13 protein-coding genes are annotated in these 11,807 nt (G+C 70.8%); 7 read left to right on the plus strand and 6 right to left on the minus strand.

All coding sequences use genetic code 11. From position 1 onward, the window contains the following. The 3 genes from ABD798_RS29240 to ABD798_RS29250 all read left to right on the plus strand — a co-directional run bounded on the left by ABD798_RS29240 (position 1) and on the right by ABD798_RS29250 (position 2,838). Positions 1–663 carry a glycoside hydrolase family 75 protein gene (locus ABD798_RS29240; RefSeq protein WP_344881756.1) on the plus strand — a complete coding sequence of 221 codons (663 nt, stop codon included), beginning with the start codon at positions 1–3 and terminating at the stop codon, positions 661–663. Between the two features lie 160 nt (positions 664–823). Beyond that, the gene (locus tag ABD798_RS29245; protein ID WP_344881759.1) at positions 824–1,507 is read left to right on the plus strand and encodes a glycoside hydrolase family 75 protein; all 684 of its coding nucleotides are present in this window, start codon (positions 824–826) and stop codon (positions 1,505–1,507) included. Between the two features lie 191 nt (positions 1,508–1,698). After that, positions 1,699–2,838 carry a peptidoglycan-binding protein gene (locus ABD798_RS29250; protein ID WP_344881762.1) on the plus strand — a complete coding sequence of 380 codons (1,140 nt, stop codon included), beginning with the start codon at positions 1,699–1,701 and terminating at the stop codon, positions 2,836–2,838. Positions 2,839–2,984: 146 nt separating this feature from the next. Here ABD798_RS29250 and ABD798_RS29255 read toward each other — a convergent pair whose 3' ends face one another. The 5 genes from ABD798_RS29255 to ABD798_RS29275 form a co-directional block, all read right to left on the minus strand. Next, positions 2,985–4,244 carry a DNA polymerase IV gene (locus ABD798_RS29255; protein ID WP_344881765.1) on the minus strand — a complete coding sequence of 420 codons (1,260 nt, stop codon included), beginning with the start codon at positions 4,242–4,244 and terminating at the stop codon, positions 2,985–2,987. A 57-nt stretch (positions 4,245–4,301) separates the two neighbouring features. Continuing rightward, complete coding sequence (locus tag ABD798_RS29260; protein ID WP_210408188.1) at positions 4,302–4,727, minus strand: glycine cleavage system protein H; 426 nt, start codon at positions 4,725–4,727, stop codon at positions 4,302–4,304. A 202-nt stretch (positions 4,728–4,929) separates the two neighbouring features. Beyond that, the gene (locus tag ABD798_RS29265) at positions 4,930–5,898 is read right to left on the minus strand and encodes an NAD(P)-dependent oxidoreductase (protein WP_344881771.1); all 969 of its coding nucleotides are present in this window, start codon (positions 5,896–5,898) and stop codon (positions 4,930–4,932) included. Beyond that, on the minus strand, positions 5,895–7,061 hold the full coding sequence (locus tag ABD798_RS29270) for a lactate 2-monooxygenase (RefSeq protein WP_344881774.1): 1,167 nt from the start codon (positions 7,059–7,061) through the stop codon (positions 5,895–5,897). The genes ABD798_RS29265 and ABD798_RS29270 overlap by 4 nt, the downstream gene beginning before the upstream one ends. Before the next feature lie 84 nt (positions 7,062–7,145). After that, positions 7,146–7,376: a hypothetical protein gene (locus ABD798_RS29275; protein WP_344881777.1), complete on the minus strand. Its 231-nt coding sequence runs from the start codon at positions 7,374–7,376 to the stop codon at positions 7,146–7,148. A gap of 57 nt (positions 7,377–7,433) precedes the next feature. Between ABD798_RS29275 and ABD798_RS29280 the strand changes: the two genes are divergently transcribed. Next, the gene (locus tag ABD798_RS29280) at positions 7,434–8,588 is read left to right on the plus strand and encodes a PucR family transcriptional regulator (protein WP_344881780.1); all 1,155 of its coding nucleotides are present in this window, start codon (positions 7,434–7,436) and stop codon (positions 8,586–8,588) included. Between the two features lie 4 nt (positions 8,589–8,592). Here ABD798_RS29280 and ABD798_RS29285 read toward each other — a convergent pair whose 3' ends face one another. Beyond that, positions 8,593–9,327, minus strand: a complete 735-nt coding sequence (locus ABD798_RS29285; RefSeq protein WP_344881783.1) for a class I SAM-dependent methyltransferase — start codon at positions 9,325–9,327, stop codon at positions 8,593–8,595. Between the two features lie 57 nt (positions 9,328–9,384). On the opposite strand from ABD798_RS29285, the gene ABD798_RS29290 reads away from it, so the two are divergent. From ABD798_RS29290 to ABD798_RS29300, 3 genes are read left to right on the plus strand one after another with little or no spacing between them, the layout of a single operon-like run. Next, positions 9,385–10,227: a ParA family protein gene (locus ABD798_RS29290; protein ID WP_344881786.1), complete on the plus strand. Its 843-nt coding sequence runs from the start codon at positions 9,385–9,387 to the stop codon at positions 10,225–10,227. Next, complete coding sequence (locus ABD798_RS29295) at positions 10,224–10,847, plus strand: LysE family translocator (RefSeq protein ID WP_344881789.1); 624 nt, start codon at positions 10,224–10,226, stop codon at positions 10,845–10,847. Before ABD798_RS29290 ends, ABD798_RS29295 begins: the two co-directional genes overlap by 4 nt. Positions 10,848–10,854: 7 nt before the next feature. Beyond that, positions 10,855–11,643, plus strand: coding sequence for a DNA-formamidopyrimidine glycosylase family protein (locus tag ABD798_RS29300; protein ID WP_344881793.1), 789 nt, complete (start codon positions 10,855–10,857; stop codon positions 11,641–11,643). Positions 11,644–11,807 lie beyond the last annotated feature (164 nt).

Consider the following 11,807-nt stretch of genomic DNA (forward strand, 5'->3'; position numbering starts at 1 on the left):
ATGAACGCAACCCTGCGCAAGGTCGTCGTGACCGCCTTCGCGTTCGCACTCACCGCCACTCCAGCGAGCGCCGACCAGGCCGGACCAACAGCAGCCCAGGTCAAGGCGGCCGTGGCGAAGTGCACGAAGCAGCTCTCCAGCGGCAAGTACGCCCACGACGCCGGTGGCTCGCGCACGAGCGCGGTGTGCAAGACCAAGGGCGCCGTGCACTGGAAAGCCGATTTCGACGTCGACTGCGACGGCCAGAAAACGCCGAAGTGCAACAAGTCGACCGACCCGTGGTGGCAGAACCAGACGGCATTCACGCAGTCCAACGGAAAGCCGCTCAACGCCGAGAAGCTGCCCTTCGTGGTCGTCCCGGGAATCAGCTCGACGTGGAGCTACAAGGGCGCCGGGATCGGCGGCGGCACGGTCGCCGCGGTGACCTACAAGGACAAGCTCGTCTACGCCGTGGTCGGCGACGTCGGCCCGACCGGGGCCATCGGCGAGGGCTCGTACGCGCTGGCCAAGGCGCTGGGCATCAACCCGAACCCGAAGACCGGCGGGGCCAGCGGCGCGGTCGTGGACTACGTCCTGTTCCCGGGCGTGAAGGTCGGCAAGGTCGAGGACGCCGCCGCAGCGAAGACCCTCGGCGCGAAGTCCGCCGCGAAGCTCGTGGGCTAGAGCCGCCCGCGGGTGGTGAGCGGGGCCCGCCCACCACCTGCGGGACCAGCGGAGGACAAGCGAGCGCACGTATTGGTAAACGACCCTTACGAGGGCGGGGCGCGCCCCTGACCCTCGTCGTTCTCCCCGCCAAGTTCTCCCTGCCAAGGACGAGGTCGCCATGAACAAGTCGCTCACCAGGTTCGCCGTGGCCGTGCTCGCGGTCACGGCCGCCTCCGCGCTCACCACGACGCAGGCGGGCGCGGAGCCCGCAGCGCTCGCCGGTCCCACCGCCGCCCAGGTCAAGGCCGCCGTCGCGAAGTGCACCACGCAGGTCTCCAGCGGCAAGTACGCCCAGGACGCGGGCGGCTCCAGCACCATCCCGGTCTGCAAGACCAACGGCGCGGTGCACTGGAAGGCCGACTTCGACATCGACTGCGACGGCCAGGTCACGACCAAGTGCAACAAGCAGACCGACCCGTACTTCCAGCCGGAGACGGCGTGGCAGCAGTCCAACGGCAAGCACCTCAACTCCGCCGCGCTGCCCTTCGTCGTGGTGCCGGGCATCAGCAGCAAGTGGAGCTGGAAGGCCGCGGGCATCACCGGCGGCACCGTCGCGGCCGTGGTCTACAAGGACAAGCTGGTCTACGCGGTCGTCGGTGACATCGGCCCGACCGCGATCATCGGCGAGGGCTCCTACCGCCTGGCCGAGCTCCTCGGCATCAACCCGCACCCGTCGACCGGCGGCATCGGCGGCGCCGTCGTGGACTACGTCCTCTTTCCGGGAGTCAAGGCCAGCCAGATCGAAAATCAGGCCTCCGCACAGTCTCTCGGGGCCACCGCAGCGGCAAAACTGGTCGGCTGAGCCATTACCCGATAACACCCAAGAATCGCCTAACAAGCGGTAAAGGTGCAGCTCAGAGCCCCGCAAGGGTAGTACTCCTTGCGGGGCTACTCTATTTGGACCAGTTCGTAAAAGTACTTACCTAAAGGCTGGCCTGCGACGGAATCGCACGGTTAACTTCCACTCCCCTCGCCATTCCAGGAGTGATGACCATGCGATTGACGATCGCGAAGCTCGCGGCCGCGGCCCTGCTGCTCGCCGCCGCCCCCTTCCCCTCCGCCTCGGCAGCACCGGACGCGGCGGCGGCGCCGACCGCCGCTCAGCTCAAGGCAGCGGTGGCCAAGTGCACGAAGCAGATCTCCAGCGGAAAGTTCGGCCACGACGCGGGCGGCTCGCGCACGGTCCCGGTGTGCGCGACCGGCAACGCGGTGCACTGGCGAGCCGACATGGACATCGTCTGCGACGGCCAGCCGACCGCGAAGTGCAACAAGAGCACCGACCCGTGGTTCCAGGCGCAGACCGCGTGGAACCAGTCCAACGGCAAGCCGCTGATCGCGGACAAGCTGCCCTTCGTGGTGGTCCCCGGCGTCAGCTCGACGTGGAACTTCAAGGGCGCCAACATCACCGGCGGCACGGTGGCGGCCGTGGTGTACAAGGACAAGCTCGCCTTCGCGGTGGTCGGCGACGTCGGCCCGACGAGCGCGATCGGCGAGGGCTCCTACCGCCTGGCCGAGCTGCTGGGCATCAACCCCAACCCGAAGAACGGCGGCGTCAGCGGCGCGGTCGTGGACTACATCCTCTTCCCCGGCATCAAGGCCTCACCGATCGAGAGCAACGCCAGCGCGGTCTCGCGCGGCACGGCGGCGGCCACCGAGCTGGTGTCGGGCCGCAAGGGCTGCGCCATCGCGAAGATCGACTTCTCCGCTTACCCGGACCTCGCGGCGGGCGCGCGAGGCGATGCGGTCAAGGCGGCGCAGTGCGTGTTGCGCGCCAACGGTTTCAGCACCGGGGAGGGTGACCCGACCGGCGCGCTGGACGCGGCGACCACGGCGGCCGTGTCGAAGTTCCAGACCGCTAAGGGGCTGGCCGCGACCGGCGCGGTCGACGCGAGGACGTGGACGGCGCTGCTGTCGGCGGGCAGCACTCCGCAGGTGCAGGACGGCTCGTCGGGCGATGCGGTCAGCCGGGTGCAGCGCGCGCTCAACGCGGCGGTCGCGGCGAAGCTCGACATCGACGGCCAGTTCGGCGCGAACACCACCGCCGCCGTGAAGCGGTACCAGTCGGCGCGCGGCCTCGGCGCGGACGGCGTCGTCGGGACCAACACCTGGAAGGCTCTCCAGAGCGGTCGATGATCTTCCCGTTTCGTACTCCCAACGGGAAGGGTAAGCGCTTTCATTCCCGTTGGGAGTACGAAACGGAGGATGTTTTATTGGACGTTTGTATAACCACGGCCAACGCTGGCAAATGCTAGCGGGGGTGTGTGAGAAAAGCGTCGGAACTAACGGTCCGGGCGCTCGGGGCGGGCCTTCAGCAGTGAGGCCGGGCGGATCGCGGCGGTCCCGAACTTCGTGCGGGCCAGGTCCGCGGCCTCGTCCGCCTCGCGCCAGCCGCGCTCAGGGGCGTCCAAGGTCAACTGCTCCCCCATGGCCTCGCCGACGCCGAGCTGCTCGGCACGCACGCCGATGAGCCGCACGGCCCCCGGCGGCACCTGCTCGGCCAGCAGCCGGGCGGCGGTGCGGTAGACCTCCTGGCTGAGATTGGTCGGCACCTGGAGGGTCTTCGACCTGGTGATCGTGGTGAAGTCGGAGAAGCGGACCTTGATCGAGACCGTCCTGGCCCGCAGGTCCCTGGCCCGCAGCGAGGCGGCGGTGCGCTCGCTCAACCGCAGCAGCTCGCGGCGCAGCACCTCGCGGTCGGTCTGGTCCACGTCGAAGGTCTCCTCGGCACCGATCGACTTCTCCGCCGCCTCGGCGACCACGCGCCGCCCGTCGACGCCGTTGGCCAGCGCGTACAGGTGCTCGGCGCTGGCGTTGCCGAGCATCCTGCGCAGCCGCGGCAGCGGGGTGCGCGCCACGTCGGAGACCCTGGTCAGGCCCTGTTGGGTGAGCTTCTCCGCGGTGCGGGCGCCGACGCCCCACAGCGCCGAGACCGGCAGCGGGCTGAGGAAGTCCATGATCTCGCCTGCCGGGACGACCATCATGCCGTCCGGTTTGCACAGGCCGGAGGCCAGCTTGGCGACGAACTTGGTGGCGGCGACGCCGACGGAGCAGGTCACGCCGTGTTCGGCCTGCACGCGCTCGCGGATCGCGGCGCCGAGCTGGGCGGGGGTGCGGCGCAGCCTGCGCAGCGCGCCCGCGACGTCCAGGAAGGCCTCGTCGAGGCTGAGCGGTTCCACGAGCGGGGTCAGCTCGCGGAAGATCCGCATCATCCCCGCCGAGACCTCCTGGTAGGCGGCGAAGTTCGGCGGGAGGAAGACCGCGTGGGGGCACAGCTTGCGGGCCATCGCGGTCGGCATCGCGGAGCGGACGCCGTAGCCGCGTGCGATGTAGTTGGCCGAGCACACCACGCCCCTGCCGCCGACCCCGCCGACGACCACAGGATGTTCTCGCAGCTCAGGGCGGGCACGGATCTCCACGGAGGCGTAGAAGGCGTCCATGTCCACGTGCAGCACGGTGCAGTCGGTGTCCTCGGGGAACACCCCGTCCCGCACGCGGAAGCGCTCCAGCAACCCCCTCGGCAGGTCACCGCTGCGTCCCATCCCCGCCCCGCCCTGTCATCTCGCTCTGGCCACCTGGCTGACCAGGCGAGAGCGAGACTACTGCGGGAGTCCGACAACCGGCCCGCGGTCGTACTCGGGCTCGGCCTCGGTCAGCTGGCCGTACTCGGCCGGGGAGAGCGCGTGCTCCGGCCACTCGGTCAGCCGGACCTTGAACAGCCATCCGGCCTGGTAGGGGTCGCGGCCGACCAGCCACGGGTTGAGCAGGACGTCGGTGTTGACCTCGACGACCTCGCCGCTGACCGGCGCGTACAGCGGCCGGGAGAGCTGGCGGGACTCGAACTCGCCGCAGGACAGGCCCGCGGTGACGTAACTGCCCGGGCGCGGCAGTTGCACGCGTTCCACGCAGCCGAGGAAGGCCGTGGCGATCGGGGTGATGCCGACCGTCACCGGCCAGCTCTCGTAAGCGATCCAGCCGTGGTCGTAGGTGTAGTCGAGCTCCGTTGGAACATGATTCTGCGTCACGTTTTCTCCAGGGAACGCCGTCGCACACATGGCGGCTAGGGAAAGTGCGAGCAGAATCTATGAGAACTCACGGGATAACGGCAATATCTGAACAGGAAAGAAAGCCCCTTGCATAAAAAGTTCTGTCATTCCCCACTAAGCGGAGATCAAGCCCCGCAGGCGAGCACGCTCTCGCGCGAGAGTGGTCGCGGTCACACGGCGCTCAGCCCGCGACCACGTCCGCCGGGTCGGCGCCCGAGGCGTAGCGGCGCACGTTCTCCAGCGCGGCCTGGGCGATCCGCAGCATCGACTCCCGCGTGACACCACCGGCGTGCGGGGACAGCGCCACGTTCGGCGCGCGCAGCAGCGGCAGGTCGGCGGGCGGCGGCTCCGGGTCGAAGACGTCCAGCCCCGCTCCGGCCAGCCGCCCGTCGGTCAGCGCGCGAGCCAGCGCGTCCTGGTCGACCAGCGCGCCGCGCGCGGTGTTGACCAGGATCGCCGTCGGCTTCATCAGACCCAGCCTGCGCTCGTCGATCAAGCCCCGCGTCGCCTCCGTCAGCGGCAGCTGGAGCGAGACGTAGTCCGACTCCGCCAGCAGCTCGTCCAGCTCCATCCGCGCCGCCACCCCGAACTCCCCCATCACCTCCACCGGCACGGGAGTCCTGGTGTTGACCACGATCCGCATGTCGAAGGCCCGCGCGCGCTTGGCCAGCTGCCTGCCGATCGCGCCGAAGCCGACGATGCCCAGCGTCTTGCCGAACAGCTCGGTGATGCTGAACTGCAGGCGCGGCAACGCCCAGTCGCCCTCGCGCAGCGCCTCGTGCCCGGGGATCAGCTGCTTGGCCAGCGCCAGCATCAACGTCAACGCCTGCTCGGCCACGTCCTGGGCCTCCGCCGAGGTCGAGCCGATGTTGCACACGCGCACACCCCGCGCCGCCGCTGCCCGAGCGTCCACGTAGTCGAAGCCGTGGCTGGCGCACTGGACCATCCGCAGCTTCTCCGCGACCGCGAGGTGCTCGGCGGTGATCGGGGCGAGCGCGGTGACGATCACCTCCGCCTCGCGCAGAGCGGCCTCGTCGGCGCCCGCGTCCTCCACGGGCGTGACCTCGAAGTCCGGTCCGAGCGCGCCCGCGAACAGGCCACCGAGCTTGATGCCGCCGACGTGCGGGGGCAGGACGACGAGAACCTTCACGGCTTCTCCATCAGGGTGTGCCGACCGAGATCGGCGAGCGAGCGGTTTCCGGACAGGCCGAGCGTCAGGTCCAGGTCGGCGAGGACGCCGCGCAGCACGTGCCGCACGCCCTCGCGACCGCCGTGCGCGAGCCCGTAGACCCAGGGGCGGCCGAGCAGGACCGCCTTGGCGCCCAACGAGATCGCCTTGATCACATCGGCGCCGGTGCGCACGCCGGAGTCGAAGAGCACGTCCACGCGGTCGCCGACGGCCTCCGCGATCGCGGGCAGGGCGTCGAGCGCGGCGACGGCTCCGTCGACCTGCCGTCCGCCGTGGTTGGAGACGACGATCCCGTTCATGCCCGCGTCCGCGGCCAGCCGCGCGTCGTCGGGGTGCAGCACGCCCTTCAGCACGATCGGCCCGTCCCAGTGCTCGCGGAGGAACGCGAGCTGGTCCCAGCTCTTGTCGACGCCGGTGAACATCTGCACCCAGCGCAGCACCGCCGAGTTGCGGTCCTCCTCCGGACTCTGTGCGAGCAGCGCGCGGAACGCGGGGTCGGAGAACGGGATCGCGGTGCCGATGCCCCGGATGAACGGCAGGTACGCCTGGTCGAGGTCCTGCGGCCGCCACGCGAGCGTCCACGTGTCGAGCGTGACCACCAGCGCGGTGAAGCCGCTGCGCTTGGCGCGCTCCAGGATGCTGACGGTGACGTCGTCGTCGTTGGGCCAGTACAGCTGGTACCAGCGCTGGCCGTCCCCGCTGGCCTCGGCGACCTCTTCGATCGAGTACGACGAGGCGGTCGAGAGCACGATCGGCACGCCCAGTTCGGCAGCGGCGGCGGCCGTGGCCAGCTCGCCGTCCTGGTGCACGATCGACTGCACGCCGATGGGCGCGAGCAGCACCGGCGCGACCAGCTCGGTCCCGAGGACCGTCGTGCGCAGATCGCGTTCGGTGGCGTCGGCGAGCATCCTCGGCACGATCCGCCAGCGGTCGAACGCCTCGCGGTTGGCCCGCACGGTCGCCCCCGACCCCGCCCCGCCCGCGACGTAGCCGAACGGCCCCGTTTCGAGCACCTCGCGCGCGCTGGACTCCAACGCGGTCGGGTCGGTGGTGAACGGGGGCACCGCGCCCGCGAGGCCCTGGAGGTAGATCTCGGACTGGTAGGTCCCGAACTGAGCTGCCACCCGCTCAGTCTTCGCGGGCGGAGCCGCCGGTGTCCACGTTCCCGGGCCTCACGTTGGTGGCGTCCTCGTTGTGCACGCGCACAATCAGCACATCACCGCGCACAGCGCGTCGCAGACTCCGGGGAGCTTGCAGACCTTGCCGCACACCTGGTTGCACACGCCGGCGCGCTCGGCCGGTTGAGCGCACCTCGGTTCGGCCGACGCCGGGGACACCCCCGCCGCCACCAGGACGAGAGCGCACAGCACTGCCTTCGCCATCACCTTCATCGTCATCGCCTCCTCGGCGGCGAAGCTAACCCCGGCCCACCGCGCCATCAGCGGTTTTCCTCCGGTCGAGCGAAGGACGTCACCGGTGTGGCTAAGGTCGCGCGCATGAGCGAGCCCGGTCGGCGGACGTTGGCGCGGATCAGCACGTCGCTGCTGCCGAGGGTGCCGGAGCTGTCCGAGGAGCTGTGCGAGCTGGTGTGGGCGGCCGAGTCGGAGATCTCCGCGGCGGTCACGCTCTCCCGCGCCGACCTGCTGCGGACCTGCGTTGTGCACCTGACCGAGATCCTCGGCCAGCTCGGGACGGCCGAGCAGCTCGACCTCAGCGTGCCCGCCGACAACGGCCGTGAGCGCGCGCTCCAGGGCATCCCCCTGCCCGCCGTGCTGCACGGCTACCGCATCGGCACGCAGTACATCTGGTCGAAGCTGCGCGCGGAGGCCGACCGCATCGGCGAGCACGCGCGGGCGGCGCTGCTGGACCACGCCGACGAGCTGTGGCTGGGCCTGGACCGCTACTCGGAGGCGTTCCAGGAGTCCTACCGCCGCACGGTGGCTGAACGGGCGCGGCGCTCCGACCAGGAACGCGCCGCGCTGCTGCACGTGCTGCTGACCGGGACGACGGACCCCGGGCGCCTGGCCGACGCCGCCGAGGGCTTGGCGCTGCCCCGCATCGGGCGCTTCCACGTCGTGGTGGCCGATCCCGAGAACGAGCTGGACCGCTCCGAACGGCGGCTCCGCGAGCTGGGCGTGCACTCCGTGTGGCGGCACACCGACGAGGACCGGATCGGCGTGCTGTCGCTGCCGAAGCTCGACCCGAACGGCCTCGACCAGGCGCTCAGCGGCGGCCGGGTCGGCGTGAGCCCCTGCTATGAACGAATCGACGAGACGTTCGCAGCGGTGCGGCTGGCCCGGCTGACCACGGCGGGCATCGAAGCGGGCGCCGACGAGGTCCGCCACCACGGCGCTCAGCCCGTCGCGACCCTCATCGCGGGTGCGGCCGACATCGCGCGCGAGCTGGCCGAGCGCGTGCTCGGGCCACTGCGGGAGCTACCGGAGCAGGACCGCGCGGTGCTGCTCGACACGGCGTGGCGGTGGTACCAGCTGGGCGGCTCGACGACCGAGACCGCCAAGGCGCTGTACTGCCACCGCAACACCGTCCGCTACCGCATGCAGCGCGTCGAGCAACTGACCGGACGTTCGTTCCGTGATCCCCGGCACTCGGCCGAGCTGTTCGTGGCGCTCCAAGCGCTTCGACTCGGCTGAAGCCTCAGGCGGGGCGGCGGGCCACCGCGTGCAGGCGGGTGGCCAGATCACGCAGCGGCGACCGCGCGGCAGCGGCCAGCTCCAGCTCCGCGAGGGCTTCGGTGGCACCCGGAGTCGCCTCCAGGACCGCGCCCGGCACCAGGTCGCTGAGCACACCGTGACCCTGCAACACCTCGACGTCCAACCCACCGCCGGTGAGCAGTTCCGCGAGGCCGTCGAGGTCGAAGCGCCGCAGCAGCGGATCAGCCGCGCCCACCCGGCCGTTGGGGTCGTCGAGCAGGTGCCGCGCGTCCGCCACCCGGCCCGCGAGCGCCCTGCCCAGCACGGCGGCGTAGCGGTTGGCGACCAGGACCGAGACGACACCGCCGGGGCGCAGGGCCTCGGTCATCGCGGCGACGGCGAGCTGGACGTCATCGACGAACTCCAGCACCCCGTGCGCGAGCACCACGTCAGCACCGCCCGCCGGGGCCAGCTCACCGAGCGCCGCCATGGTCTCGGTGTCGCCCTGGACACCGATCACCAGGTCAGCGACCCCGGCGTCCTTGGCCCTGCGGTGCAGCGTGGCCAGCGCGTTCGGGCTGGGCTCGATCACGGTCACCCGGCAGCCCCGCTCGGCGAGCGGAACGGCCCACACGCCGCTGCCCCCACCGACGTCGAGGACCTCCGGAGCCGTGCCCCTGCGCTGTCGCGCGGCCTGGAGCTCGGCGTCCAGCACGCGGTGCACTGCGTCAGGTCGCATGACCGGAAAGCCTAATCGAGCACGCCGCACGGTTGTGCCAGGCCGTAGGCTTCACGCGTGCATACGGTGGCAGTGCTGAGCCTCAAGGGTGGTGTTGGCAAGACGACCGTGGTGCTGGGCCTGGCTTCGGCGGCCCTGCGACGCGGAGTCCGCACCCTGGTGGTCGACCTCGACCCCCAGTGCAACGCCACATCGGCGCTTGAGCCGGAGGAGACCGAGGCCAGCCTCTTCGACGTCCTGGAGAACCCGACCCGCTCGACACTGCGCGCCGCCATCGCGCCGAGCGCCTGGGGTGAGGAGATCGACGTCCTCGTCGGCACCGAGGACGGGGAGGCGCACAACAACCACGACCCCGGGGTGAAGCAGCTGCACCGGCTCTCCGACGCGTTGGCCAAGGTCAACGGCGTGTTGAGCGAGGACGAGCTGCCCTACCAGGTGGTGCTGCTGGACTGCCCGCCGTCGCTGGGCAGGCTGACCCGCTCCGCGCTGGTCGCGGCCGACCGCGCGCTGCTGGTCACCGAACCGACGATCTTCGCGGTCTCCGGTGTGCAGCGCGCCTTCGAAGCGGTGCAGAACGAGCGCGAGCACACCAACCCCGAGCTCCAGCCGCTGGGCGTGGTGGTCAACCGGGTGCGCCCGCGCTCGCACGAGCACCAGTTCCGCATCAACGAGCTGCGCGACATCTTCGGCCCGCTGGTGATGCCCGTGTCGCTGCCCGACCGCCTCGCGGTGCAACAGGCGCAAGGAGCGTGCACGCCCATCCACCAATGGGGTACCCCGGGGGCGCGCGAGGTGGCTCTGGCGTTCAACCTGCTGCTGGCGCGTGTGCTGCGCTCCGCCCGGAGCCGCCGCAAGGAGCAGGACCTGGAGGAGTTCGAGGAGTCGGAGGCTGACCTGTGAGCACCACGGCGTTCCTCACCTACCTGGCCACCGCGCTGCTCGTGATCATCACGCCCGGCCTGGACACGATGCTCGTGCTGCGGCACGTCGTGACCGGCGGGCGGCGCGGCGGCATGGCCACCTCGGTCGGCGTCTCGCTGGGCAGCCTCGTGTGGGGAACGGCGAGCGTGCTGGGCATCACCGCCCTGCTCACCGCGTCCCGGATCGGCTACGACGTGCTGCGCTACGCGGGTGCGGGCTACCTGGTCTGGCTCGGCGCGTCCGCGCTGTGGAAGTCCCGCCGTCCCGCCGCCGCGATCGAGGTCGAGAGCTCTGCGACGAGCACGTGGGGTTCCGTGCGCGCCGGGCTGCTGAGCAATCTGCTCAACCCCAAGGTCGGTGTGTTCTACCTCAGCCTGCTGCCGCAGTTCCTCCCCGCCACCGGCAACACCACCGGCTGGGCGGCGCTGCTGATCATCACGCACGCGGGCTCCGGTCTGCTGTGGCTGTTCGGTGTCGTCTGGCTGGCCACTCGCGCCAAGCGGCTGCTCGCCCGCGAGCGCGTGCGGCGCTGGCTCGACCGGGTCACCGCGACCGTGCTGGTCGGGCTCGGCGTGAAGCTGGCCTTCGAGAACCACTGACACGCCGATGCCGGAAGGGGACACAGTCTTCCTCGCGGGCAAGCGGCTCAACGATGCCCTTGCCGGGCAACGTTTGCAGCGCGGAGAACTACGTCATCCACGACTGTCCACAGTGGACCTCGCCGGGCGCGTGGTGCTCGAAGTGCGCCCCGTCGGCAAGCACCTGTTCTTCCGCTTCGACGATGCGCGGAGCTTGCACACGCACTTCCGCATGGACGGTTCGTGGCACCTCTACGCGCCCGGCGAGCGGTGGCGCGGCCCCGGCCACCAGGTGCGCGCGATCCTCTCCGCGGAGCGACGCACTGCCGTGGGTTTCCGCCTGCACGACATGGAACTCCTTGCCACCGCTGAGGAATCCCGCCTCGTCGGCCACCTCGGCCCCGACCTGCTCGACCCCGCGTGGAGCCCCGCGCACGAGGCTGAGGCCGTGCGCAGGCTCACCGCCGATCCTTCCCGCGAGCTCGGCCTCGCCCTGCTCGACCAACGCGTGATGGCGGGCGTCGGCAACCTCTACAAGGCCGAGGTCTGCTTCATGCTCGGCGCCTCCCCATGGGCTCCAGTGTCCACTGTGGACTCTTCACGCGTGGTGGCGTTGGCCCGCAAACTGTTGCTGCGCAACGCACTCCGCCCCGAGCAGTCCACCACCGGCGAGCTGGCGCGCGGCCGCCAGCACTGGGTCTACGAACGCGGGGGCCGCCCCTGCCGACGCTGCGGCACCCCCGTCCGCCGCACCGTCCAGGGCACCGGCCTCCAGCAACGCAGCACCTACCACTGCCCCACCTGCCAACCCGAGTAACCCGGTCTCTCTCCCCCAGCCCCCGCGCAGCCCGTGGCGGAGACGGTGACGACTGAACGGAGGTTGGGGCGAGCCACTCCAACGGCCCGTTTGACGCGTTGAGCGCACTGAACGGGTCGTTTGGTGCGTTGAGCGCACTGAACGACCCGTTGAGGTACTTGAGC

Origin of the sequence: Allokutzneria multivorans (assembly GCF_039537405.1) — a bacterium.
Lineage (GTDB): Bacteria > Actinomycetota > Actinomycetes > Mycobacteriales > Pseudonocardiaceae > Allokutzneria > Allokutzneria multivorans.

Excerpts from the sequence above, each read along its gene's own strand:
- ABD798_RS29240 (WP_344881756.1), top strand. The coding sequence starts at position 1 with ATGAACGCAACCCTGCGCAAGGTCGTCGTGACCGCCTTCGCGTTCGCA.
- ABD798_RS29245 (WP_344881759.1), top strand. The coding sequence starts at position 824 with ATGAACAAGTCGCTCACCAGGTTCGCCGTGGCCGTGCTCGCGGTCACG.
- ABD798_RS29250 (WP_344881762.1), top strand. The coding sequence starts at position 1,699 with ATGCGATTGACGATCGCGAAGCTCGCGGCCGCGGCCCTGCTGCTCGCC.
- ABD798_RS29255 (WP_344881765.1), bottom strand. The coding sequence starts at position 4,244 with ATGGGACGCAGCGGTGACCTGCCGAGGGGGTTGCTGGAGCGCTTCCGC.
- ABD798_RS29275 (WP_344881777.1), bottom strand. The coding sequence starts at position 7,376 with ATGGCGCGGTGGGCCGGGGTTAGCTTCGCCGCCGAGGAGGCGATGACG.
- ABD798_RS29280 (WP_344881780.1), top strand. The coding sequence starts at position 7,434 with ATGAGCGAGCCCGGTCGGCGGACGTTGGCGCGGATCAGCACGTCGCTG.
- ABD798_RS29285 (WP_344881783.1), bottom strand. The coding sequence starts at position 9,327 with ATGCGACCTGACGCAGTGCACCGCGTGCTGGACGCCGAGCTCCAGGCC.
- ABD798_RS29300 (WP_344881793.1), top strand. The coding sequence starts at position 10,855 with ATGCCGGAAGGGGACACAGTCTTCCTCGCGGGCAAGCGGCTCAACGAT.